The 23,583-nt window shown below is 33.7% G+C and carries 25 protein-coding genes and 1 other RNA gene; 20 read left to right on the top strand and 6 right to left on the bottom strand.

Features of this window, described 5'->3' with window-relative positions; translation table 11 throughout:
- Positions 1-20 precede the first annotated feature (20 nt).
- Both J7E44_RS00690 and J7E44_RS00695 read left to right on the top strand, forming a co-directional pair.
- The gene (locus J7E44_RS00690; RefSeq protein ID WP_214824439.1) at positions 21-461 is read left to right on the top strand and encodes a GPW/gp25 family protein; all 441 of its coding nucleotides are present in this window, start codon (positions 21-23) and stop codon (positions 459-461) included.
- A gap of 22 nt (positions 462-483) precedes the next feature.
- Positions 484-2,367, top strand: coding sequence for a type VI secretion system baseplate subunit TssF (locus J7E44_RS00695; protein ID WP_214824443.1), 1,884 nt, complete (start codon positions 484-486; stop codon positions 2,365-2,367).
- A 57-nt stretch (positions 2,368-2,424) separates the two neighbouring features.
- Here the strand turns inward: J7E44_RS00695 and J7E44_RS00700 are convergent, their stop codons facing one another.
- From J7E44_RS00700 to J7E44_RS00710, 3 genes are all read right to left on the bottom strand, one after another.
- Entirely contained in the window at positions 2,425-2,724 is a 300-nt protein-coding gene (locus tag J7E44_RS00700; RefSeq protein WP_214824456.1) for a putative quinol monooxygenase, read from the bottom strand.
- 23 nt (positions 2,725-2,747) lie between these two features.
- Positions 2,748-3,428 carry a type 1 glutamine amidotransferase domain-containing protein gene (locus J7E44_RS00705; RefSeq protein ID WP_214824458.1) on the bottom strand — a complete coding sequence of 227 codons (681 nt, stop codon included), beginning with the start codon at positions 3,426-3,428 and terminating at the stop codon, positions 2,748-2,750.
- Between the two features lie 124 nt (positions 3,429-3,552).
- Positions 3,553-4,128, bottom strand: coding sequence for a Crp/Fnr family transcriptional regulator (locus J7E44_RS00710; protein WP_214824460.1), 576 nt, complete (start codon positions 4,126-4,128; stop codon positions 3,553-3,555).
- A gap of 242 nt (positions 4,129-4,370) precedes the next feature.
- Between J7E44_RS00710 and uvrA the strand changes: the two genes are divergently transcribed.
- The 3 genes from uvrA to J7E44_RS24355 all read left to right on the top strand — a co-directional run bounded on the left by uvrA (position 4,371) and on the right by J7E44_RS24355 (position 8,162).
- A complete protein-coding gene (uvrA, locus tag J7E44_RS00715; RefSeq protein ID WP_214824463.1) occupies positions 4,371-7,199 on the top strand; it encodes an excinuclease ABC subunit UvrA in 2,829 nt (942 codons plus the stop codon).
- A gap of 285 nt (positions 7,200-7,484) precedes the next feature.
- Entirely contained in the window at positions 7,485-7,880 is a 396-nt protein-coding gene (locus J7E44_RS00720; RefSeq protein ID WP_214824466.1) for a TSCPD domain-containing protein, read from the top strand.
- Between the two features lie 147 nt (positions 7,881-8,027).
- Positions 8,028-8,162, top strand: a complete 135-nt coding sequence (locus J7E44_RS24355; protein WP_449243619.1) for a bacteriocin-like protein — start codon at positions 8,028-8,030, stop codon at positions 8,160-8,162.
- A 31-nt stretch (positions 8,163-8,193) separates the two neighbouring features.
- On the opposite strand, the gene J7E44_RS00725 is transcribed toward J7E44_RS24355, so the two are convergent.
- Positions 8,194-8,757: a hypothetical protein gene (locus J7E44_RS00725; protein WP_214824468.1), complete on the bottom strand. Its 564-nt coding sequence runs from the start codon at positions 8,755-8,757 to the stop codon at positions 8,194-8,196.
- 144 nt (positions 8,758-8,901) lie between these two features.
- Between J7E44_RS00725 and J7E44_RS00730 the strand changes: the two genes are divergently transcribed.
- The 3 genes from J7E44_RS00730 to J7E44_RS00740 all read left to right on the top strand — a co-directional run bounded on the left by J7E44_RS00730 (position 8,902) and on the right by J7E44_RS00740 (position 10,267).
- Positions 8,902-9,414 (top strand): DUF421 domain-containing protein, encoded by a 513-nt coding sequence (locus J7E44_RS00730; RefSeq protein WP_214824470.1) that lies wholly within the window; start codon positions 8,902-8,904, stop codon positions 9,412-9,414.
- A 5-nt stretch (positions 9,415-9,419) separates the two neighbouring features.
- Positions 9,420-9,920 carry a GNAT family N-acetyltransferase gene (locus J7E44_RS00735; RefSeq protein ID WP_214824472.1) on the top strand — a complete coding sequence of 167 codons (501 nt, stop codon included), beginning with the start codon at positions 9,420-9,422 and terminating at the stop codon, positions 9,918-9,920.
- Between the two features lie 125 nt (positions 9,921-10,045).
- Complete coding sequence (locus J7E44_RS00740; protein ID WP_353050422.1) at positions 10,046-10,267, top strand: hypothetical protein; 222 nt, start codon at positions 10,046-10,048, stop codon at positions 10,265-10,267.
- A 297-nt stretch (positions 10,268-10,564) separates the two neighbouring features.
- On the opposite strand, the gene J7E44_RS00745 is transcribed toward J7E44_RS00740, so the two are convergent.
- Entirely contained in the window at positions 10,565-10,879 is a 315-nt protein-coding gene (locus J7E44_RS00745) for a DUF4286 family protein (RefSeq protein ID WP_214824478.1), read from the bottom strand.
- A 148-nt stretch (positions 10,880-11,027) separates the two neighbouring features.
- Here J7E44_RS00745 and gyrA point away from each other — a divergent pair, with 148 nt between their 5' ends.
- The 6 genes from gyrA to J7E44_RS00775 all read left to right on the top strand — a co-directional run bounded on the left by gyrA (position 11,028) and on the right by J7E44_RS00775 (position 18,026).
- Positions 11,028-13,628 (top strand): DNA gyrase subunit A, encoded by a 2,601-nt coding sequence (gene gyrA, locus J7E44_RS00750; RefSeq protein WP_214824481.1) that lies wholly within the window; start codon positions 11,028-11,030, stop codon positions 13,626-13,628.
- Positions 13,629-13,652: 24 nt separating this feature from the next.
- Positions 13,653-14,678: a tetratricopeptide repeat protein gene (locus J7E44_RS00755; protein ID WP_214824484.1), complete on the top strand. Its 1,026-nt coding sequence runs from the start codon at positions 13,653-13,655 to the stop codon at positions 14,676-14,678.
- 172 nt (positions 14,679-14,850) lie between these two features.
- On the top strand, positions 14,851-15,687 hold the full coding sequence (locus tag J7E44_RS00760) for a 1,4-dihydroxy-2-naphthoyl-CoA synthase (protein ID WP_214824487.1): 837 nt from the start codon (positions 14,851-14,853) through the stop codon (positions 15,685-15,687).
- A gap of 90 nt (positions 15,688-15,777) precedes the next feature.
- Positions 15,778-16,707, top strand: a complete 930-nt coding sequence (gene menA, locus J7E44_RS00765) for a 1,4-dihydroxy-2-naphthoate octaprenyltransferase (RefSeq protein WP_214824490.1) — start codon at positions 15,778-15,780, stop codon at positions 16,705-16,707.
- A gap of 13 nt (positions 16,708-16,720) precedes the next feature.
- Positions 16,721-17,170, top strand: a complete 450-nt coding sequence (locus J7E44_RS00770) for an SRPBCC family protein (RefSeq protein WP_214824493.1) — start codon at positions 16,721-16,723, stop codon at positions 17,168-17,170.
- A gap of 169 nt (positions 17,171-17,339) precedes the next feature.
- Entirely contained in the window at positions 17,340-18,026 is a 687-nt protein-coding gene (locus tag J7E44_RS00775; protein ID WP_214824494.1) for a metal-dependent hydrolase, read from the top strand.
- A 15-nt stretch (positions 18,027-18,041) separates the two neighbouring features.
- Here the strand turns inward: J7E44_RS00775 and ffs are convergent.
- Positions 18,042-18,139: signal recognition particle sRNA small type (gene ffs, locus J7E44_RS00780), an RNA gene on the bottom strand.
- A gap of 132 nt (positions 18,140-18,271) precedes the next feature.
- Here ffs and J7E44_RS00785 point away from each other — a divergent pair.
- The 6 genes from J7E44_RS00785 to J7E44_RS00810 all read left to right on the top strand — a co-directional run bounded on the left by J7E44_RS00785 (position 18,272) and on the right by J7E44_RS00810 (position 23,531).
- Positions 18,272-18,850 (top strand): DUF4199 domain-containing protein, encoded by a 579-nt coding sequence (locus tag J7E44_RS00785; protein ID WP_214824496.1) that lies wholly within the window; start codon positions 18,272-18,274, stop codon positions 18,848-18,850.
- A gap of 15 nt (positions 18,851-18,865) precedes the next feature.
- Positions 18,866-19,816 carry a glycosyltransferase family 2 protein gene (locus tag J7E44_RS00790; protein ID WP_214824499.1) on the top strand — a complete coding sequence of 317 codons (951 nt, stop codon included), beginning with the start codon at positions 18,866-18,868 and terminating at the stop codon, positions 19,814-19,816.
- A gap of 62 nt (positions 19,817-19,878) precedes the next feature.
- Positions 19,879-20,211 (top strand): hypothetical protein, encoded by a 333-nt coding sequence (locus J7E44_RS00795; protein ID WP_214824501.1) that lies wholly within the window; start codon positions 19,879-19,881, stop codon positions 20,209-20,211.
- Between the two features lie 19 nt (positions 20,212-20,230).
- Positions 20,231-20,959, top strand: coding sequence for a DUF3667 domain-containing protein (locus J7E44_RS00800; protein ID WP_214824503.1), 729 nt, complete (start codon positions 20,231-20,233; stop codon positions 20,957-20,959).
- 7 nt (positions 20,960-20,966) lie between these two features.
- Positions 20,967-21,668 (top strand): GIN domain-containing protein, encoded by a 702-nt coding sequence (locus J7E44_RS00805; protein ID WP_214824507.1) that lies wholly within the window; start codon positions 20,967-20,969, stop codon positions 21,666-21,668.
- 147 nt (positions 21,669-21,815) lie between these two features.
- The gene (locus J7E44_RS00810; protein WP_214824511.1) at positions 21,816-23,531 is read left to right on the top strand and encodes a phospho-sugar mutase; all 1,716 of its coding nucleotides are present in this window, start codon (positions 21,816-21,818) and stop codon (positions 23,529-23,531) included.
- Positions 23,532-23,583 lie beyond the last annotated feature (52 nt).

Below are 23,583 nucleotides of genomic sequence, written 5' to 3' on the forward strand. Positions count from 1 at the left end.
AAAGCAAGAAAAGTTGATATATGGACACACCAAATTACAGAATGCCTTTTGTTCCGTCAACATTAATGTCCGAAGGAGGAAGTATAGATACCTGCGACATGGGGGAGAGTATCGCCCATAACATTATGTTGTTGATAACAACTAAAAAAGGAGAAAATAGATATGATGAAAATTACGGAAATGATGTATGGAATCTTGAATTCGATAACGGAGTTACAAGTGCTGTTTGGGAGAATATTTTTATTAAGAGTCTAAAAAGACAGATACAGGAATACGAACCAAGAATTGTTCAGCCACAAGTTGACGCTCATGTGCAAATCGTAGAACATAATTATGACACCAAGGAACATACAGAGATAAAGAAAAAAGTACGAATCGCCATTAATGCCAAAATGGAGGCGACAGGTGACCGATTCAGTTTTTCTACAGAATTATTTCTGAGCCCTATGTCTATTGATTAAATATTTATTGTAATTAAAATTTATGAATTTAGATCAGAATATATATTCTAAAGAATCCGTAAAAGCAAGAATGCTTCAAAATGCAACTAAAGTCTGGGGATTAAAGAGCCCACAATCTTTGGATCCATTTGTGAAATTATTGATAGATGCATTCAGCACTGAGATTTTCAAAGCGAATAATGAGATACAGACCGTAAATGCCCGCATATTAGAAAAGCTGGCAAAATTACTTACGCCATCTATTTATACTCACCCTATTCCTTCTCATTCTATCGCATTTACCCAGCCTTCAGAATCTTCTGAAGTATTGCTGGAACATACAGAGTTTTTCTTCAGAAAGCAGATGACTTCCACTGTAAAATCAGAATCAGATAAACAGGTTAATATTCCTTTCACTCCGATTGGCAACGTAAGGATCAATAAAGTACAGACGTCAATCATGTTTGTAGGGAATACCTGCTACAGTATTGATGAAAGATTGAACAAGATTCCTATTGCTAGATTCCAAGGTAAACCGGAAGATTATCGCAAGGTTACTATTGGTGTAAATGTCTCTAAATATGTAAGTGAGAACTTTCCTAAATACCTTAGTATATTTTGTTCAAACCCGGCTTTTGAACATCTTGATTTTGTATATAAACTTTTACCTTACATAACGGTTACAAGTGATGGAAATCCTTTGTTTATAAGAGAAGGATTATCCTATTTGAAAAATACTCAGGCAGAAGGGTATGAACAAATGTTCCGTGAGCAATCTATCAAAACAAAAACGATAGAAGATATTAAAAGTATTTATCATCATAAATTTATCGAAATAACAGGCTTATCAGATAGTTTGTTTTCGGAACCCGGAAAACTCCCTGAGAATCTGGACTTTCTTGAAGGTAGAGAGGAAATTGAAAAATACCTTGAAGGAAAGCGTTATTTATGGCTGACCTTTGAGTTTCCACCACAGTTTTCTGCTGAAATTTTAGATAATTTTTCATTCGTATTTAATGCTTTTCCAATTTATAACAGAGGGTGGAAAAAAACTGAATATAGTTTGGATATTATGGGAAATAATATTCCGCTGGTAACCGACGAAGGGGAGCATTTTTTATATGTAGACGAAGTTCAGGATGGAGAAGGTAGAAGATATACGGAAATTCCTTTTACACCAGCTGATGATTTAAAGAAAGGTCTTTATACAGTCAGAAAAGGAGGAATGGAACGTTTTACCAATAGAAATGCAGTTGATATGATTGCTAATGTTCTAGAACTGACAAGAGATGAAATTGCAGCATTTTCTTTATTAAACAGGGATAATGTAAAAGGAGTATTGAGTGAAATGTCAGACAAAATGAAGTCTATGGTGCAAAAAGTAAATAATGCAAAAAGAAGTATCAAACAAGAACTTAATTATGTGATAATGGAGCCTGTTGAAAAGACAGACCATACGTATGCTTCTTTCTGGATCACACATTGTACTCTTGCTAATCATATGCGTCCTGGAACAGAGCTTTCAAATCAGTTGAAATCACAGTCTTTAGTGCTTCTTACTGAAACTATTGGTGGGGCTGAAGAGCAGAAAGGGACAGACAGCATTCAAGCTTATAAATATGCTCTGACAACCAGAGATAAAATTATATCCCTGGAAGATGTCAAGAACTATTGCAGGATGATTTTAAAAGATGAGGTAAAGGAAGTAAGGGTAAAAAGAGGTACCATGATCAGTAATAAACCAAAAGAAGGTTTTGTACGTACTGTTGAGATTGAAATTATTCCCCAGAACTACTCTTTTTATGGAAGAGCCTATTGGGAAAATATGTCAAATATGCTTCGAAACCAGATTATCTCAAAAGCAATAGACGGAATAGAATATCTCGTGAAAATAAGTAATGAAGATGTTGATTTCTTTGAAAATTAAAATTAAAAATTCCGGACTACCAATAGTTTCCGGAATTTTTGTTTTTAAAAAAGATTGCTATAAAATTTTATCCATAAGAATTACTTCTCTACTTTCCAGCAATGGAACGATTTTTTCCAGAACTAAATTTTTGAAATATTCAGAATTACGATGTATTTCTACAGCATCTTTATCTGTATAACCTTCAAATAAGATTAATGTATTTTCATCTTGTTGACTTTGATGAAGATTATAGAACAAATTTCCTTCTTCCTTAGAGCTTTTCTCAGCGACTTCTTTCATGAGATCCAATACGGTGTCTAGTTTCCCTTCTTTTACTTGCCATTTGGCGTATATATAAACAGCTTTTTGACTCATTTTCTTGAATTTAATGTTAAAGGTTATTTCTTTTTTGATTCTAAAATTGCAACTATTTTTTCACCAACACCTTTTGCAGAAGCTGGGTTCTGTCCGGTTACAATATTTCCATCAGCAATGCTATTCGCAGACCAGGGTTCTGCAGCGTGAAAAATTGCGCCCTGTTCAGTTAATGCAGTTTGCAGATCAAAAGGAACCTCAGCTCTTGCATAATTATCCTCTTCTTCTGTTGTGAAAGAAGCAATATTTTTACCATTGATCAGATAAGATCCATCGCTTAATTTTACATTCAGTAAAGATACCGGACCATGACATACTGCTCCAACTACTGCGTTACGCTCGTAAGTTTCGGCAATAATTCTTTTAAGTTCTGGAGCTTCGGGCATATCTACCATAGGAGCAAGACCCCCAGGAATAAAAATTGCATCATAGGTATTTACATCTACGGTTGATAATTTTACCGCATTATGCATATCTTCCCAACCTTTACCCGTTAGGAAGGCTAAATTATCAGGATCATCCGCTAAATTTAAAGCATCAAGATAAGGAGAGTCTCCTGTTAAGCTCGCAAAATCAATTTGATAATCTGCTTTTTTAAATTCTGCATAAGGGTGGGCTACTTCAGGTAGGAATGTACCTGTTCTTCTATTGTTAGGTCCGATTGAGTTTGCATTGGATACAATGATTAATACTTTTTGTTTCATGACTTAAAATTTTTCAGATTAATAATATGTTTAAATTGTTATTTTTTTCTGATGTAAAATTACCACGGAACTTATCCGAAAATGAAGGAATAAAGTCACAAAAAAAGTGTGATTGAAATCACACTTACATTTTATTACTGTTCACATATAATCTACTCAATGTTTCCCTGCTTACACCCAAATATTCTGCTACATATTTTTTTGGAATTTCAAGGATGAGATCGGGATATAATTTTGAGAACTCTTCATATCGCTGTTGAGGAGTACTTGATAATAGAAGGGTTATTCTTTGTTGCAGAGCGATGTAGCCGTTTGTTAATTTTACCCTAAAGAAATGTTCCATTTTGTGAAATTCTAAAGCAAGTTTTTCTCTTCCTTCTAGAGTGAGACATAAAACCTGGCCATCTTTCAGGCATTCTACGAACATAGTAGCATTTTTTTGTTTGAAAAATCCTACGTAATCTGTCATCCACCAATTTTTTTTAGCAAATTGCAGGATATGCTCCTTACCGTTTTCATCAATGTAAAATACTTTATAGATACCATCCAAAGCTAAAAATTCAAACTTCACTTCGTCAGCTTCATTAACCAAAAATTGATTTTTACGAACATTTTTCAACGTAAAGAAGGTTTGAATACGATCAAATTCCTCATCTGTAAGAGGAATTACTTCTTCAATATGCTCGCGTAATCTGTTCATAGTGGTGAATTAATGAAATGTAAATTTAAATAAAATTGATTAAGTAAAGCGGGTAGGACAGCTTTAATATATTTTCCCGATCAATGTAATTTCATATAACCGTTATCTCATTTAAAATTTAAATTAAAATAAAAACTTTTGATTCATTTACTGCAAATAAACTAACACTTTTTAACACAAAAAATTCCATAAAATTCCGTAATTTTGCACAGCGTGATTTTCAGGTAGGATCACACTGAATTATGAGTAAATCAACAGAATATATAGAAATTTACGGTGCTCGAGAGCATAATTTAAAAAATATAAACGTAAAAATTCCACGCAATGAATTGGTAGTAATTACCGGGCTTTCCGGCAGTGGAAAATCATCATTAGCTTTTGATACTATTTTCGCAGAAGGTCAGCGTCGTTATATTGAAACATTTTCAGCATATGCACGTCAATTTTTAGGAGGTTTGGAACGTCCTGATGTCGATAAGATCGAAGGGCTTTCTCCTGTAATTGCAATAGAGCAGAAGACCACTAATAAAAATCCACGTTCCACTGTAGGAACAGTTACTGAGCTTTATGATTATCTGCGTTTACTGTATGCAAGGGTGTCGGATGCTTATTCAATGGCTAGTGGAAAAAGATTGGTAAGCTATACGGAAGATCAGATCCTTGATACAATTAAGGAAAATTATAAAGGTGAAAAGATCATGCTGATGGCTCCGGTTGTTCGCTCGAGAAAAGGACATTACCATGAGCTTTTCGTACAGATGGCAAAAAAAGGCTATGGACAGGCAAGAATTGATGGTGAGCTGCAGGATATCGAATATGATCTAAAGCTCGACCGTTATAAAACCCATGATATCGATATCGTTATTGACCGCTGGATTATTGGTGAAAGTGCCTCCGAAACCAGAATGGAGAAATCCCTGAGAACAGCGATGGAGATGGGGGAAGGAATTATTGGAATTCAAAAACTGGGAAGTACGGATATTGAATATTTCTCAAAGAATCTAATGGATGCGGAAACAGGACATTCACTAGCATTACCGGAACCTAATACCTTTTCATTCAATTCCCCTAAAGGAAGCTGTCCGGATTGCAAAGGATTGGGAACTATTAAAAAGATCAATACAGACTATTTTGTTGATAATCCAAAGTTGTCGATCAATCAGGGAGCTTTATTGCCTTTAGAAGATATTAAATCTAATAAATGGATTTTAGCACAGATCAAGAATATTCTTGAGATCTTCGGTTTGGGTTTAACGACTGCAATGAAGGATATTCCTGAAGAGGCATTGGAATATATTTATCACGGCTGTCATAAAGAATTTAATAAAGACCTTAAATATGCAGGAATTACCAAGAAAATAAAAATCAATTTTGATGGGTTAATTCCTTTTATGGAAGAAATTATTGATGAGAAAGAATCTTATGAAGGTGTTTTGCTGGAAAGACATTTTACTACTGAAGAGACTTGTCCTGAATGTAACGGAACCCGTTTACAGCCTTCAAGTTTAAGTTTTAAAATTGATGGAAAAAATATTGCTGAGGTCAATGGTTTAAGTTTATCGGATCTGAAAGACTGGCTGCATGATATTAAAGACAAATTCTCAGAAAAAAATAAAATTATTGCGTACGAAATTTTAAAGGAAATTGAAACCAGACTTCAGTTCTTGCTGGATGTAGGATTAGATTATTTAAGTTTAAGTAGGAGTTCCAAAACGCTTTCTGGAGGTGAATCTCAAAGGATCCGCCTGGCAACACAAATTGGTTCGCAACTGGTTAATGTCTTGTATATTCTGGATGAACCAAGTATCGGTCTCCATCAGAGAGACAATGAAAGACTTATCAAATCATTAAAGAATCTTAGAGATATTGGTAATTCTGTTTTGGTTGTAGAGCATGACAAAGATATGATCCTTGAAGCTGATGAGGTATTGGATATCGGGCCAAGAGCTGGAAAATTTGGAGGTGAAATTCTTTGGCAGGGAAAACCGAAAGACCTGTTGAAGGCTGATACTATAACAGCTGATTATATCAATGGAAAAAGAAAAATTGAAATTCCAGAACAAAGGAGAGTAGGAAACGGAAAAAATATTTTATTAAAAGGGGCTACTGGAAATAACCTTAAAAATGTAACTCTTGATATTCCTTTAGGGAAATTAGTGGTTGTAACAGGAATTTCAGGAAGTGGAAAATCTTCCTTGATTAATGGTACCTTATATCCAATCCTTAACAAACATTTTTACAGAGCAGTTCAGGAGCCTTTACCATATAAAAAAATTGAGGGTCTGGAAAATATCGACAAAATAGTAGATGTAGACCAAGCTCCGATCGGAAGAACACCTCGATCAAATCCTGCAACCTATACGGGAATGTTCACAGATATCAGAAATCTTTTCGCTGAATTACCGGAAAGTAAAATTCGTGGTTATAAGCCAGGGAGATTTTCTTTTAATGTAAAAGGTGGAAGATGTGAAACCTGTCAAGGTGGTGGACTGAAGGTAATTGAGATGAACTTCTTACCGGATGTTTATGTTCATTGTGAAACCTGCAACGGAAAACGCTTCAACAGGGAAACCCTTGAAGTTCGTTATAAAGGAAAATCTATTTCTGATGTATTGGATATGACAATTGATGAAGCAGTAGATTTCTTCCAGCCAATTCCTAAAATTTTTAGCAGAGTTAAAACACTGCAAGATGTTGGTTTGGGCTATATCACAATGGGGCAACAGTCAACAACCCTTTCCGGAGGAGAGGCTCAGCGTATTAAACTGGCCACAGAACTGGCGAAGAGACAAACAGGAAATACACTTTACATTCTGGATGAACCTACAACGGGATTACATTTTGAAGACGTTAAAATATTAATGGATGCAATCAACCAACTGGTTGAGCTTGGAAATTCGTTTATTATTATTGAACATAATATGGATGTGATTAAACTGGCTGATCATATTATTGATGTTGGTCCGGAAGGAGGGAAACATGGTGGACAAATTGTTGCTCAGGGAACTCCCGAGGAAATTATCAAGTCTAAGAAAAGTTTGACAGGGAAGTTTTTGAAGAAAGAATTCTAATACCTATACTTCGTATTGAAAAAAGTTAAATATGTGATTTAAAAGTATTACAATAATGACTAAAAAAGGCTGAACCGATAAAGTTTGGTCTTTTTTTATAATCTAATTCGAAGTCCAATATTAATTTTTTAATTATTTTAAAAGTTTAATATACTGGATATCAGTTATTTGTGTTCTAATATTAACTCAATGTTAATTAAATGTGAATTTAATATGAATTATTTTTAATAACTTCGGGTAAGAAATACAAACTAATGTAATTATAATATTTAAAACCATACAGTTATGAAAAATAAAATTCAAATATTTATAGCTTCACTTTTCGTTTTGGGATTTATTTCAATGAATACTTTTAAAGCACAGACTAACAATACTAATGTAATTCAGGAGATTCAATTGAATAAGAATGATACGTTCAGTGACATAAGAAATGAATTATTAGATAACTTCGATTTTACGAATTACGAATATAAACAAGGAGTTGTCAATTCAGAGGTAAAATTCGATATTACAGAAAATGGAAAGATCGTGAACGTTCACTCTACAGGTGATTGCAAAAATGTAAGTAAAGAAATTGAAAATGTTTTAACTAACCTTAAAATAAATCGCAAAAATTTTAATGAAAATATGATGGCTTATACCTATGTGATGCCAGTAACGGTTGAGATAGATAACAGGTAAAATTCATAAAACATTTATATAGGTTTAGGCAAATTCTCTATAATTTTTGTTTTTAAGATGCAAATAGTGAAAATTTTCCACAAAAATTTGTAATAAACTAATTGGTTTTTCGTTTTAAATTTAGCCAACTATTAAAATTAAAACAATATGAAAAATTTAAAGAAACTTAACAAGCAAGAATTAAAATCAGTGTATGGAGGAGAGCCTAAAAAGTACTGTGTATACTGCGAAAGATTAAATAAGACAGTTTGTAGCGAAGTTCCAATCGCTCAGTGTCCTTAAAAAACTTAAGCTGCTAGAAATAGCAGCTTTTTTATTGTTCTAAATTTTCTTCAGCATAAGAAATAAATCCTTCCAAACTATTTTTAAGATCTGTAGCGGTACTGATAGAATTATTAAATATTATATTGTCAATTTTCCAATGCTTGTCATCTGTGTTAATTAAATGTATAGTATCAGTCCATATAATTTGAGGGGATACCTTATCATACTCAAAATCAACAGAAACATTTGCTCTATTAGCAATGATATCAACCGATTTTATTTTGTAAGTCGTATATCCTTCATATAAACTTGAGAAAACTTCCCCTTCTAATATTAAAGGCTTATCCGTTGGATGAGCACTGCTTTTTACTTTTTCAATATCTGCTTTTGAAACACTAATTGCTTTTTTTATTACATCTTCCAGATCAGAAGAAAATAGATCCTTTTGAAGCGGGCGATCATAAAGGGTTTCATTAGAACGACTATACAAAGTGTATAGTTTATTTACTTTTTCTCTGATTTCGGGTTCTGCAGATTCTTTTTTATAATCCTGATGATTTTTACAGCTGAGTAATACTAAGAAAATACTTAGATAGAAGAATAGCGCTTTCATTATTGTGTTTTTTAAGGATATAAGGTCCTGAAATTGAGTATCAAAGTTTGTACCAATTTATAGATGGTCAAAAAGAAGATGATTGAAAATTTACTTCGATATTTTAAGATTTCTTTACTACATTTGAATAGATAAAAAATATCTGTGGATCCTATTCTTAATGTTGTTGTTCGTTCCCTTTGCGTTTACCTTTTCATGGTAATTGCAATCCGTTTATTTGGTAAAAATCAACTTTCTCAGCTTAATGCAGGAGATGTTGTGTTATTACTTCTTATTTCCAATGCAGTACAAAATGCCATGGTGGGACCTGATACATCTCTCCAGGGAGGGCTTATCGCTGCACTTGTGCTTTTCGCAGCTAATTTTATCTTAAAAAGATTAATGTTTGCAAACCCGTCCTTCGAAACTTTTATGGAGGAAGATCCGGTGATTTTAATAAGGGATGGTGAAGTAGATCAAAAAGCGCTTGATAAAGTGAAAATTACTAAGGGAGAATTAGAAGAGGCAATAAGAGAGCATGGTGTGGAAAAGATAGAAAATGTAAAACTATCCGTTCTTGAAGTTGATGGAAATATAAGTGTTGTCTCAGAAGATGGTCAAACAAAACAAACTCATTATTCAAGAATAAAACGAAAAAATAAAAGAAAATATCTTTAAATAAAATGAACTACGAAATCAGAGAAATGCTTCCCAGTGACGAAGTACGTGTTTTAGAAATATTTCAGCAAGGAATAGATGGCGGAATTGCTACTTTTGAAACCGAGGCTCCCAATAGAGAAGTTTGGAACACAGAATTTTTTAACGACTGCAGATGGATTTTGGAAAATGAAAATAATGAGGTAGTTGGTTGGGCAGCCTTAAAACCAGTAAGTAAAAGAGAATGTTTTAAAGGAGTTGCGGAAGTAAGCATTTATTTTGACGTTAATTACCAGGGAAAGGGTTTAGGGTCAGTATTACTTAAAAAGATGATTTTAGACAGCGAAAGCCATGGTTTCTGGACCTTACAGTCTAATATATTTCCTGAAAATGAAGCATCCATAAAATTCCATCAGAAAAATGGATTCAGAACAGTAGGAATTCGTAAAAAAGTTGGAAAACTAAATGGAGAATGGAAAGATCTTGTTATGCTTGAAAAAAGAAGCGAGACAGTAGGTTTTGACTAAAATTAAGATATTAATATTCTCTTAATATCTTATCTCTGCTATGTGAATTCGATCTTTGGCACCAACCTTGTTTATTTTCATACGAAATTTGAAACAATGAAAATATGAAAGGTTTAATAAAAGTAGTGGGAGTAGTTTCTCTGGGTTTTATGCTGTCTAGCTGTACCGTGCAGGAGCAACACTATCATGGTAGGAGGGGATTGCCACCAGGGCAGGCAAAAAAGGTGTATGGCGGAAGTGCCAGATATTATGCGCCAGGCCAGGTTAAGAAGAGGGTATACTACTATGAATATGATGATAGAGGTCATAACAAACATAGAGGACATAAAAAACATCACAGAGATTAATATCTTATAATAGCCCTGATTTTACGGGGCTTTTTTCGTTGGCAGTTAAAAGCTATATTTTAATTTAACTTTTTGGCACTCGGATTGTTTGTATTAGTTTGAATCATAAAGAATAAAAATATGAAAACCTTAACTAAAATTATCGGAGTATTGGCTTTGGTTGGTGTGTTGGCTTCATGTTTACCTCACCCTCCTGCGCCTCCAAAACCACCGCATCATCCAACAAGATAAAAAGAAACTCTTTTTGATTTAAAAATCAAAAAAATGAAAGGCCCTGAAATTTCAGGGCCTTTTTTATTAAAGTCTGGTTTTCTTTGGATTTAAAAAAGTGTTGAAGATCATAACTTCCTGTCCAAATTGTTTCTCTATTCTCTCAGAGATGTTTAAGAGCTCACTCTCAATAAAATCTGTTCGCAATTCATCATTGTCAAATATTAAAAGAAGGTTGTAGTTTTTTCCATCCTCAATATAATCACTGTCTACTTCGGAAAGAATATATTTGCTGACATCCATCAGATTTTCAGTCATTAAAACCAATGTCTCGTCCATATAATTTTCCCATTCTTCCAGATTGTTTTTCGTGCAGTGGAAAGTTATACTTAATACGCTCATATTTTAAGAATTTTTAAGATTTTGTGGATAAATTCTACTACAAAAATCGGTAAAAATTTCGTAAATTAGCCCGTTAATAAAAAACCAAAATAAATAATTTTCAGACTCACAGCTAAAAGTCTGACTGTCATTATAATAAAATTTGTTTATGCAAAAAGAAGGAGAAAGACTAATTCCTATCAACATTGTTGATGAAATGAAGTCATCTTATATCGATTATTCGATGTCAGTTATCGTTTCAAGAGCGTTACCTGACGTAAGAGATGGCTTAAAACCCGTTCATAGAAGAGTACTTTATGGTATGTATGGATTGGGGGTTTTTTCTAATAGAAAATACTTAAAATCTGCGAGAATTGTTGGAGATGTTTTAGGTAAATATCATCCACATGGAGACTCTTCTGTATATGATGCAATGGTTAGAATGGCACAGCCTTGGAGTTTACGATATCCTCAGGTTGATGGTCAGGGTAACTTTGGATCTATGGATGGTGACCCACCGGCGGCAATGCGTTATACTGAAGCCAGACTAAAGAAAATTTCTGATGATATACTTTCAGACTTGGACAAAGAAACTGTTGATTTTCAGAATAACTTTGATGATAGCATGACGGAACCTACCGTGATGCCTACAAAAATTCCAAATCTTTTAGTTAATGGAACTTCTGGTATCGCTGTTGGGATGGCAACGAATATGGCGCCGCATAACTTATCGGAAGCTGTAGATGCAATCACGGCATACATTGATAATAAGGAAATTACCATTGATGAATTGATGCAGCATATCATTGCTCCTGATTTTCCAACAGGTGGGATTATTTATGGGTACGATGGGGTGAGAGATGCGTTCCACACAGGAAGAGGAAGGGTTGTTCTTAGAGCGAAAGTTAATTTCGAAGAAATAGGAAACAGAAATGCTATTATCGTTACTGAAATTCCTTATCAGGTAAATAAAGCAGAAATGATCGCCAGAACAGCTGAACTGGTTAAAGATGAGAAAATTCCTGGAATTTATGAGATAAGAGATGAATCCGACAGAAAAGGTCTTCGTATCGTTTATGAATTAAAGAATGATGCGATTCCTAATGTAGTATTGAACTTATTATATAAATATACTTCACTTCAGACCTCTTTTAGTGTTAATAATATTGCTTTGGTACATGGTAGACCTGAGCAGTTGAACTTAAAAGATATTATCCATCATTTTGTAGAACACAGACATGAGGTGGTTATCAGAAGAACTCAGTATGAGCTTAAGAAAGCTAAGGAAAGAGCACATATCTTAGAGGGCTTCATGAAAGTGATAGGCACTCAGGATTCATTGGATAAAGCTATCTCAATTATCCGTCACAGTGCAAATCCCCAAGCTGCTAAAGAAGGCTTAATTCAGGAGTTTGATCTTTCTGAAATTCAGGCTCAGGCAATTCTTGATCTTCGTTTGGCTCGTTTAACGGGAATGGAACTTGATAAGATCCGCGATGAGTACGATGCTATCATGAAAGAAATTCAGAATTTAGAAGATATTTTAGCAAACGAAAGCAGAAGATTCGAAATTATTAAAGAAGAATTACTTGAAGTAAAAGAGAAATACGGTGACGAAAGAAGAACTGAAATAGATTATTCAGGAGGAGAAATGTCAATTGAAGATATTATTCCGAATGATGCTGTGGTTCTTACTATTTCTCATGCTGGATATATCAAAAGAACTTCTCTTTCGGAATATAAAATTCAAAGTAGAGGTGGTGTAGGAAACAGAGCAGCTACGACAAGAGATGAAGATTTCTTAGAGTATATTGTTTCTGCAACCAATCACCAGTATATGTTATTCTTTACGGAAAAAGGAAAATGTTATTGGTTAAGGGTATTTGAAATTCCTGAAGGTTCTAAAACAGCAAAAGGCAGAGCAGTTCAGAATTTGATCAATATTGAGCCGGATGATAAGATTAAAGCATACATCCGTACTAACGATCTTAAAGATACTGAGTATATAAATCAAATGAGCGTTGTGATGATTACTAAAAATGGTACCATCAAAAAAACGTCTCTCGAAGCATATTCAAGACCAAGAGTAAATGGTATCAATGCTATTGAGATCAGAGATAATGACCAGTTGTTAGGCGCATGGTTAACGAATGGTACTTCACAGATTATGATTGCTACTAAAAATGGTAAATGTATCCGTTTCCCAGAAGAAAAAGTAAGAGAAGTAGGAAGGGGTTCTATTGGGGTTCGTGGTATTACTATGGAGGATAGTGATGAGGTAATTGGTATGATTGTTGTGAACGATGTAGAAAATGAAACCGTTTTAGTAGTTTCTGAAAAAGGATACGGTAAGAGAACTGCCGTTGAAGATTATAGAATTACCAACAGAGGTGGAAAAGGAGTTATCACGCTGAATATTACTGAAAAAACCGGAAATCTTATCGCAATTCAGAACGTAACAGATGAAGATGGATTAATGATTATCAATAAATCTGGTGTTGCAATCCGTATGAATATGGATGAAATGAGAGTAATGGGTAGAAATACTCAGGGAGTGAGAATGATCAATCTTAAGAAAAATGATGAAATTGCAGCAATTGCAAAAGTAGCTATGGATAAAGATGTAGAGGAAGAATTAGAGGAAAATTTAGAAGGAGCGGAAACTACGCAAGATAGCGGTACAGAAGCAAATGTAACACCACAATTAGAGAATAATTCAGAAAATGATAAACCAGCAGAAGACGCTGAAAATTCTGATTCTGAAGAATAAATGTAAATAAAATAAATTCTGATTATGAAAAAGCTAATTTTAAGTATAGCGATTATTTCTTCAGCTTTTGTTTTCGGACAGAAGAAGGATACAAATGCTCAGCTACAAGAAGCTAATAAAGCAGCTATGGATGCATATAATGCGAAAAACTATGCTGTTGCGGCTCCAAAGTTTTTAGAAGTATATAACTTGTTGAAAACTAGTGGCCAGGATGATAAAGTGTATATGTATTATGCAGGTCTTAATTATGCTTTAGCTAACAACGTAGACGAAGCTATTAAAATATATACTGAGTTAATTAATTCAGGATATACTGGAGTTCAGACTAACTATACTGCAAAGGAAAAAAAGACAGGCCAGGTTGCTACTTATGATAAAGGAACTTGGGATATGCTGAAAAAGTCTGCAGATTATTCTGACTTTAAAACTGAGCAAACACCAAGTGTTGAACCTGATTTGTATGAAACTTTATCTACTTTGCTATTAAATGCTAAGAAGAACGATGAAGCTGTTGCAGTTATTGAAAAAGGATTAGCTAAATTTCCTAATAATGCAAAGTTGAAGGATTTCCAAAGTACTGCTTACTATCAGTCAGGAAATACAGATAAATTTGTTGCTACCTTAAAAGAGCAATTAGCAAAAAATCCTAATGATGCTACCAATTGGTATAATTTAGGAGTAATGCAGTCTAAAAATCCTGCAAGTGCAGCTGATGCTGAAGCTTCTTTTAAGAAAGCAATAGAATTGAAACCTGACTTTGCTAATGCTTATCAGAATTTAATTTATTCCGTAATTGGAGAAGATGAAAAAGCGGTAAGTGAAATCAATACACTTAGGAAAACTAAGCCGGATGATGCTACTAAATTAATTGAAGCAAGAAAAGAAAGGTTTAACAAAGCTTTGCCTTTTGCAGAGAGTTGGTATAAAGCTCTTCCTAATGACGTAAATGCTGTTACAATGCTAAAAGAGATTTACAGCATTACTAAAAATCAGGCTAAAATGGCTGAAATGAAAGCTAAAGAAGCTGAACTTCAGGGAAAACCTAAATAGTATTCTTTTAAAAGAATTTATAGATAATAAAAACCGAAACAATTTTGTTTCGGTTTTTTATTTTTTTGATATGAAATTAAGAGATAAAATTCCAGTATTTTTACATGATAATCCTTATTTTTGAACGTTAAAATTCTTTGCAATTCCGTATCTTTGGGAAAATTTTTACAAAATGATTGAGTGGAAAACCGTCAAAGAATACGAAGATATTACCTATAAAAAATGTAATGGTGTTGCGAGAATTGCTTTTAACAGACCAGAAGTTCGTAATGCTTTCAGACCTAAAACTACCTCAGAATTGTACGATGCTTTTTATGATGCTTATGAAGACTCTTCTATAGGCGTTGTTTTACTTTCGGGAGAAGGTCCAAGTCCTAAAGATGGCGGATGGGCTTTCTGCAGTGGAGGTGATCAAAAAGCAAGAGGACATCAGGGATATGTTGGTGAAGATGGAAGACATCGTCTGAATATTTTAGAAGTTCAGCGTTTGATCCGTTTTATGCCTAAGGTGGTTATTGCTGTTGTTCCAGGATGGGCAGTAGGTGGTGGACATTCACTTCATGTGGTTTGCGATCTTACTTTAGCAAGTAAAGAACATGCTATTTTTAAGCAGACTGATGCTGATGTTACAAGTTTTGATGGTGGATACGGTTCTGCATACTTAGCAAAAATGGTGGGTCAGAAAAAAGCTCGGGAAATCTTCTTTTTAGGAAGAAACTATTCAGCTCAGGAAGCATTGGAAATGGGAATGGTTAATGCTGTAATTCCTCACGCTGAACTAGAAGATACAGCTTACGAATGGGCGCAGGAAATTTTAGCAAAATCTCCAACTTCAATCAGAATGCTGAAATTTGCAATGAACTTAACTGACGACGGAATGGTAGGGCAGCAGGTTTTTGCAGGAGAAGCAACTCGTTTGGCCTATATGACTGAAGAAGCTCAGGAAGGTAGAAATGCATTCCTGGAAAAGAGAAAGCCGGACTTCGGAGAAAATCAATGGATATCTTAAATAAGATATTAGAGGTTAGATGTCGGATATTACAAGAAAAATGTTTATAAAATCTAACTTCTAACTTCTGATTTCTAACATTTACATAAAATGAAAGACTGGATAAAAGCCGCAAGGCTAAGAACTTTACCGCTTTCTTTGAGCGGAATTATTATGGGGAGCTTCATCGCTAAGTGGAAATTATATGGTGCTGGTGGAACTTGGGACTGGAAGATTTTTGCACTGGCTCTTTTAGTGACTTTACTGTATCAGGTTTTATCAAACTATGCCAATGATTATGGTGATGGAGTAAAAGGAACGGATGCTAAAAGAATTAACGAGGCAGAATCAAGAGCCGTAGCTTCAGGAAGAATTACAGCTCAGCAAATGAAGAATGCTGTGATCTTACTTTCAATACTATCTTTTATAGCTACAGTAGTCTTGTTGTATGTTGCTTTTATTCCTAAATATATGAATGAATTCTACATTTTCATAGGATTAGGAATAGCAAGTATTTTAGCAGCTATTGGATATACAGTTGGAAAAAAACCTTATGGATATATGGGATTGGGAGACCTTTTTGTATTTATCTTTTTTGGTTTGGTTTCAGTTTGTGGGAGTTATTTTCTTTTCACTAAAACTTTCAGCTGGGATATTTTATTGCCAGGAACAGCAGTTGGATTGATGAGTATGGCTGTTTTGAACCTAAATAATATGAGAGACATTGAAAGTGACAGACTATCGGGCAAACACAGTTTTGCTTTGAGATTAGGCTTTAAAAATGCAATGATCTATGAAATGATTCTGTTGCAGCTTCCTCTTATTTTGATTCTTGTCTTTTTAGGGATAAATGGTTTTATAGAATCAAAAAATTACTATGTTTTCATTGTGATGATCCTATTGATCCCATTTGCTAAGCTGAGAAGAAAAATAATGTCTGTAAAAGAACCTAAAGAATTGGATCAGTATTTGAAACAGGTCGGAATTCTTACTTTTACTATGGCTGTTCTTACAGCAATTGGACTCAATTTCTTTAACTAAATAAAATTTCATTATGAGTAATTCTCCTATCTACGTTGAAGCTCAAATGCTTATCAGAAAGCCTATTCAAGAGGTATTCGAAGCATTTGTTAATCCTGAGATCACGACCCAGTTTTGGTTTACAAAATCGACTGGAAAGTTAGAAAAAGGTAAGACGGTTACCTGGGAATGGGAAATGTATGGGGTGAAAAATAATGTTACCGTTCTTGAAATAATTCATAATCATCTGATAAAAACAGAGTGGGGTGATCCTGCAAGTAGGGTGGATTATGAATTCAAAGAAATGGAAAAAGGAACCTTTGTGGTGATTAAAAGTTATGGATTCACTCAGACTGGAGAAGATCTTTTAAAAACCGTTAATGATAATACTGGCGGTTTTACCACTGTCTTGGATGGCTGTAAGGCGTATCTGGAACATGGAATTAATTTAAGATTGATCGAAGATAAGTTTCCACAGAAATAAGGTTTCATCATCTTAATAAAATCTCCCACAGAGAAATATTAGCATTCTATTGCTTTTAAAAAACTAAATACACAAATACTTTCACAAATTTCACAATATTTTTGCTGTGATTAATGATGAGATATTAATGCTATTTGTGTTTAAGAATAATTAAAAAAATAAATTAAAAATGAAAATACAATATTTAGGGCAAAATTGTTTTTTGTTCACTTACAAAGATAAAACGATTTTAAGTGATCCGTTTTATAACTACAAAAAAGCTGAATCGGGGTTTGATATTTCAGCACAAAAAATAGATTACATTTTATTAACTCATGCTCATGGTGATCATATTGCTGATGTAGCAGAAGTTTTAGAGTATCACCCGGATGCTACTGTAATTGGAGTACCTGAAGTTTGTGGTTATTTTAAGATGGCTAAAAATAAAGATGATGTGAACTTAGGAGGATCGGCAAAAATCGACGATCTTAAAATTTCCATGGTTCCGGCTCATCATACGAGTTCTTTCCCAGATGGAAGCTACGGAGGTGTTCCTGTGGGCTATATTTTCAGATTACCTGAAGGTAAGAATCTTTATTTGGCAGGAGATACCGGAGTAATGGCCGATATGGAATTATTCCCAAGATTATACGGAAATATTGATTTATCTATTTTACCTATCGGAAGTCATTATACAATGTGTCCAAGAAAAGCAGCTTTTGCAGCAGCAGAATTATTGAAAACGCCTAAAGTTATTGGATGTCATTTTGATACTTTCCCTGCTATTGAAATTAATCATGAAAGTGCTTTAAAGCATTTCGCTGATAAAAATGTTGAACTTGTTTTACCGAAATTGGGAGAGAAGTTTGAATTTTAAACTAAGGGAAATAAAAAATGGCAAGCTATCTACATCACACCGCTACGACCAATTACCTTTGCTGTGTTCCCACCCTGGAGGATTCTCAGGAGCTGGTTGTGTAGGACTTGCCGGTGCAAAGATAGGAATTAATTATAAATTTGAAAATAATATTACAGAAAAATGAACGAAAAAATGCTTTACCTAAGCTAAATTGCTGAAATTTAGAGCAATAATTTTTCTAAAATTTTTCTAAAAATAAGAATATGACGAAAAGTCCATCCACCATAGGAATTATACTGTTTATCGCTACAATGATTGTTTTTTTTATAGCGTATTACTTTTTCTCAGGAATCCATTATTTTGATACTTCTCTCAAAATCAATGCTTTCGTACTGCCTATTATTTATGCTGCTGCAGCATTCTGGTCAGTAAAATCTCATTGGAATAACCATAAAATGGGTTTCAGAGAAGCTTTCAAAAGATCTTTCGTTCCAATGTTCATTGGCGGAATTCTTTCAATATTTAGTATTTATGCATTTTTAAATTTTGTAGATACAGATGCAAAAAAGCTATTAAATTACCAATATGTTGAAAGACAAAAATCAGAACTTGATTCAGAATACAAGTCTGCAAGAAAGATTTTAAAACATCAAAAAGATATCGACGAACTCGATCAGAAATATAAAGAGAGAATTCAAAGCTTTTCTCCACAAGCTGTTAAAGGAAAAGATATGCTTACGGCAAGTCATTTTTCAGGATATTTTGCAGCAATTCTTATATTTTACGTAGTTTTGTCACTGTTTTTTGGAGCGTTTTTCAGAACAAAAACAATTCACCAATAATTTTATAAAAGTTAAATGAATTTATCTATAATTATTCCGCTGCTTAATGAAGAAGACTCTTTGGAAGAGCTTTTCTCAAGGATTGATACTGTTTGTAAAACAAGCAATTTATCCTATGAGATTTGGTTTGTAGATGATGGAAGCACGGATTTGTCATGGAGTATTATTGAAAATCTGAAGGTTCAAAATCCACAGATTCATGGGATAAAATTTTCCAGAAATTACGGAAAATCTCAGGCATTGCATGCTGCTTTTGAAAGAGCACATGGTGATGTAATTATCACAATGGATGCTGATTTACAGGATTTTCCAGAAGAAATCCCTGATCTGTACAAAATGGTAATTGAAGACAATTACGATATTGTTTCAGGTTGGAAGAAGAAACGTTTTGATAATGTAATGACTAAAAATGTTCCTTCAAAGCTTTTCAATGCAGCGGCAAGAAAAGTATCAGGAGTTGAGCTTCATGATTTCAACTGTGGTTTGAAAGCATATAAAAAACAGGTTGTAAAATCTATAGATGTATATGGAGATATGCACCGTTATATTCCTGTTTTAGCTGCTAATGCAGGATTCAGAAGGATTACTGAAAAAGAAGTTCGTCATCAGGCCAGACCTTATGGAACTTCAAAATTTGGAACTGAAAGATTTATTCGTGGTTTTCTTGATTTGGTAACACTTTGGTTTGTAAGTCGTTTTGGAGGCAGACCTATGCACTTTTTTGGAGCAGTAGGAACGATTATGTTTATTTTTGGATTTCTTTCTGCATTTTGGTTGGGAGTTTCAAAGCTAATTGATGTATCAAGAGGAATTTATGGGCATCTTATTACTAATAATCCGTGGTTTTTTATTGCTTTGACAATGATGATCATGGGAACGCTTCTGTTTATTGCTGGGTTCTTAGGTGAAATGATCATAAGAACAAATAGAGAGCATAAAAATTATAATATTGATGAAGTAATCTGATATGGAGAATAATCTGCCAAAAATATATTCCAAAAAAGCCATTTTAGGTTTTTCTATATTTAATGTCGACTCTTTTCGGAGGTATTTTATTGTATCAGAATTTAATTGATATAAAGAAGAAAAAAGAGGCTTATATGGTATTGGGAATTTCAATTTTGATGACTATTGTAACGATTATCATTGTAAATATTCCGGAAGAGCCGAAAAGCTCACTTGCCTATGTTTGCGAAATTGCTGGCGGAAGCTTACTTTCATATTATTTCGTTCCGACCTATTTCCCGGATGAAGAGCAGTTTCCTAAAAAAAAGATATGGAAACCTTTAATCATTGCGGTTATCATAACGGCAGCTTTTGTAGGTCTGATCATTTATGCAGGATCACTTGAAAATACTTAAAATAATGTGATGTTTTTTCATGAGTAAAAAGAGTTGTTTGAACTGCGGTTATAGAATTTCCGATGAGTTTTGTGCTCATTGCGGACAGAGGGCCGACACTGCAAGAATAACTCCGCATTCTCTTATTAAAAGCGATATTTTAGGATCAGTTTGGCATGTAGAAGCAAGGTTTTTCCGAACATTAAAACATATTTTATTTAGTCCTGGAAAAATGGCAATGGATTATATTTCAGGTAAAAGAGTTAAATACTATAATTTATTTTCTCTATTACTTATTTTATTTGGTTTCAATGTTTTAGCCCTGCATTTTTATTTGGATCTGAACCCTAAGGAAATTCCCAAAGAAAGCTTAGATATTGTTGATTTTTTCTCAAAATACTCTAAAACAATTTTGTTTGCTTTGGTCCCGATTCTGGCTTTGAATGGATGGATTATTTTTAAACGAATTAAGCTGAATCTTGCAGAACATGTGATTATTGCATCCGTCAGTCTTTCAGGAATTCTGGTATTATTGTTATTAGATGATGCCATTAGCATTATCGGAGTTTATGAGCCATTGTCAAAAATCATTAATATCTTAGATAAAATTTTAGTTAGTGGCTTGGCTTTATTTCCTGGTTTTACTTATTTTAATGCTTTTAAAGATTCATACTCAAAATTAGGCTTACTATGGAGGTTATTAGTTTTTTATATCTTACTAATAATTGGATGTTTTGCAATAATTATACTTTTATATAACATATTTTAAAATAAAAATGAAAAATATATTCTATGTAGCTGCTGTCTTTGCCTTAGTTTCCTGCGGAAAAATTTCTCCAAAAGGAAATATTGAAAAGAAAGATATTGATGTTTCAGAATTTGTGAATCTTGATATGCAAGGAAAGTTTCGTGTGTTTTATGCAAGAGGACCAAAAAACTTTATTGAAATAGAAACATATCCCAATGTTGCCAATAATTTAGATGTTGATGTAAAAGATAAAACCCTTTCAATCAAGGAAAAAAGAGGTACAAAGGGGGTTGATTTTTATAATGTAACCATTTATTCTAAATATAATCTTGAAAAAGTATCGGTCTCCGATTCTGTAGAAATGAATATTTCAAGCGAAATAAAAACAGATAACTTTAAGCTTAATTTAAAGAATAACGCTACATTTATGGGTTCAGTGAATACAAGAAGAGCAGAAGTAGAGATGCTGAACAAAAGTAGGGCTAATTTTTTAGGGGAAACTAAAAATGCAGTGATAAAGATCTCTGATACTGCAAGTTTGATTGCTCCATATTGGAAAATTACAAACTTGAATATTGATTCTAAAAATGGGAATTATGCAGAGGTTAATGTAAAAGATTCTCTAAAGGGACATATTCAGAATACTGCGAAGTTTTTGTATTATAACGATCCGATCCGTGCTTTTAAAATTGATAAAACAACAAGGGTAGAGAATAAGAAATTGGATTAAAAAGTTTATTGTCATTCAGAACACAAACTACAGGTCCAGGAACGTAGTTCAGAAATCTTTAAAAATAACCATAGAGATTTCTCGTTTCTCAAAATGACAATTTATAAAAAATAATTAGACACAAATTTAAAAGAACAAAGTACAAATATGACAACATTAGAAAAAGCGAAACTTTGGTTAAGTGATACGTTTGATCAGGAAACGAGAGATGCTGTACAATTATTGATTGATGGTAATTCCCCTGATCTGGAAGATTCTTTTTATAGAGAACTGGAATTCGGAACCGGAGGAATGAGAGGAATTATGGGTGTTGGAACCAATCGTTTAAATAAGTATACGTTAGGTCAAGCAACACAAGGACTTGCGAATTATATGTTAAAGCAATTTCCAAATGAAGAAATTAAGGTTGCTATAGCTTATGATGTACGGCATAACTCTAAGGAATTTGGAAAGTTGGTAGCTGATGTTCTAACGGCTAACGGGATTAAAGTATTACTTTTTAAAGATCACAGACCTACTCCTGAATTGTCTTTTACCGTTCGTGATAAAAAATGTAACGGTGGTATTGTTTTAACCGCTTCACACAACCCACCGGAATATAACGGATATAAAGTATATTGGAATGATGGAGCACAGATTGTTCCACCTCATGATGAAGCGATTATTAATGAAGTTTATTCTGTAAAATTCAATGAAATTAACTTCAATGGGAATGATGATCTTATAGAATGGATCGGAGAAGAACAGGATGATGTTTATATTGATTCCTGTATTGAAAACTCTACCTATCAGAATGTTGGAAAAGAGAACCTTAATATTGTTTTCACTTCCATTCATGGAACTACGTATACAACAGTTCCAAAAGCTCTGGAAAAGGCCGGATTCAAAAAAATTGACCTTGTAAAGGAACAAATGATTCCTAGTGGGAATTTTACTACTGTAGAATCTCCAAACCCTGAAGAGCCTGCAGCATTAGAAATGGCAATGGACTTAGCAAAAATTACGAATGCTGATATTGTGATCGGAACAGATCCGGATGGTGATCGATTGGGGATTGCGGTAAGAAATCTCGATGGTGAAATGCAACTGCTGAATGGAAACCAAACCAATACAATTCTTACCTATTATATTCTTAATGAGTGGAGAAAGCTTGGAAAAATTACAGGAAAAGAGTTTATCGGTTCAACAATTGTTACTTCAGATATTTTCTTTGATATTGCTCAAAAGTTTGGTGTTGCCTGCAAAGCTGGTCTTACTGGATTTAAATGGATCGGAAAAATGATTCGTGAGGCTGAAGGAAAAGAAAAGTTTGTTTGTGGTGGAGAAGAAAGTTTTGGTTTTATGACAGGAGACTTTGTTCGTGATAAAGATTCTTGTGGAAGTATTCTTGTTGCTTGTGAGATTGCTGCCTGGTGTAAAGCAAATGGCAGAACGATGTATCAATATATGATTGAGATCTATCAGGAAACCGGAATGTATTATGAGGGATTGGTAAACCTTGTAAGAAAGGGACGAGACGGAGCTGAAGAAATTCAGAATATGATGAAAAATTTCCGTGAAAATCCACCTAAACAAATAGCTGGTTCTCTAGTGGAAGAAGTAAAAGATTTTAAGGAACAAACCAATTTTATTGTTTCTAAAAATGAGAAACAGGTAATGAATGATATTCCAAAATCAAATGTATTGATCTATTATACACAGGATGGAACTAAAGTTTGTGTAAGACCTTCAGGGACTGAACCAAAAATTAAATTCTATATTTCTGTAAAAGATAGTATTACTTCTGAGGCTGATTTTAGAGATAAATTAAAATCTTTGGATGAGAAAATCAATCAGGTAAAAACAGACTTACAGTTAACATAAATAAGAGTGGGCTTGGTGTTTAGAAATAGAGTTTAATGGAAAATTCCTAAAA

The sequence above is a fragment of the Chryseobacterium sp. ISL-6 genome (assembly GCF_018613715.1).
In the GTDB taxonomy this organism is placed as follows: Bacteria; Bacteroidota; Bacteroidia; order Flavobacteriales; family Weeksellaceae; genus Chryseobacterium; species Chryseobacterium paludis.